1 protein-coding gene is annotated in these 1,530 nt (G+C 65.1%); it reads right to left on the bottom strand.

Annotation, left to right across the window (positions count from 1 at the left end; all coding sequences use genetic code 11):
• The coding region (locus tag ABWP09_RS14385; RefSeq protein WP_353205802.1) for a chloride channel protein at positions 1-1,359 on the bottom strand (1,359 nt) is incomplete at its 3' end.
• Between the last annotated feature and the right edge of the window lie 171 nt (positions 1,360-1,530).

Genomic DNA, 1,530 nt, shown 5'->3' with positions numbered 1-1,530 from the left:
GCGCGCGCTTTTGATCGTCTCGCCGCGGAGGTGAAGCCGCCACGTTGAGAAGGAATATCCGAACAGCTCGCGCACGATCGTGGAGGACACGAGCGAGGCGGCGATCACCGCTCCCGTGAGCGAGAAGTCATGCGTCGCTTGCAGGACCAGCATCGCCATCGTCATCGGTCCTCCCACGACAGCGACCGCGAACGCGGCCATGCCGACCAGCGCGGCATTGTGGGTGTCGATCACGGGATGGCCGACCAGTAGCGCCGAGGTGTCGGCGAACAGATGCCCGATGAGCGTGCCGAGAAATAGCGACGCAAAGAATAACCCCCCTCTCAATCCGAACCCGAGCGACACGATCGACGCAGTGCTCTTGGCAAGCAGCACGAGCAGGATGAACCCAAGCGAGGCACCGAGCGCCAGATCGGCATGAAGCGCGTCGTGTCCGGCCGACAGGACCTGCGGCGACACCATCGCGATCGGAATCAGCAACAGGCCCCAGATCGCAGGGCGCGACCATTCCGGCATCCCGGTTCGCCGAGATGCGCTCTCGACCGACGCAACGGCGCGCATCAGGGCAATGCCCAGCAGCGCGCAGACCGCGCCCAGTCCGGCATAGATCAGGTAATGGTGCGTTTCGACCGAGGCGTTGGATGCGGCGTCGATCAGATAGGGTTGCTGCCCAAAAGTTTGAGCGACGAGCGCACCCGCCAGCGCCGCAGCGGCGACAGGGGCTATCGCCGAAGGCGTGTAGGTTCCGATGACGATCTCGAAGGCGTAGAATGCTCCGGCCAAGGGAGCACCGAACGCAGCGGCGATGGCCGCACCCGTGGCAGCACCGACCAGCGTGCGTTGGTCGGCACGACGGAGCTTCAGCCAGCCCCCCAGCACCGATGCCACGGCCCCGCCCATCTGCGCGTAGGCGGCTTCGAGGCCGACCGATGCTCCAAAGCCGTTCGAGAGGATCGTCTGGCCCGAGATGACCAGGCTATCCGGCAGCGACATCCGCCCGCCATGAAGCGCGTTCGCTTCGACCGCATCGACGAGATGACGTTTGCGGGCGCGGGTCGCATAGCCAAATGCTGTGAAGATCAGGCCGCCCAGTGGCAGCACGATCAGGTTCGCCAGCGCTAGTTCGGTGACGCCGCTCAACCGCGTGTTCGGGGGCAGCGCGAACAGCAGATGTTGCAGGGTGTGCGCGAGCGCACCGAGAATGACGCTGGGCAGGCCAGCCGCGGCACCGATGCCGATTGCCAATACGATAAACGATGCTGCGCTCGCCCGCAGCCATCCTCGAAAATCGCGTGCCAGAACGCGAGCGCGACGGCGGGAGATGTTTCGCGCGGCAACGGTGCGCCGACCGTCCGTCATCGTGGCGCGCCTTCCAGAATCGACGCCATGACATTGCTCAGCGCGGCGGTAACTTCGGTGCTGACGACATAGGCGGTGGGCTTGCCGCCCTCCTCTACAATCGACGCGTCGAAAACGGCCTGCATCACGGCAGCCGCAACACAGTGCTGGTATTGTCGGAGAGCCTCCACT

This window comes from Sphingomonas sp., from assembly GCF_040398505.1.
In the GTDB taxonomy this organism is placed as follows: domain Bacteria; phylum Pseudomonadota; class Alphaproteobacteria; order Sphingomonadales; family Sphingomonadaceae; genus Sphingomonas.
This window is presented reverse-complemented; position numbering and strand designations above follow the sequence as displayed.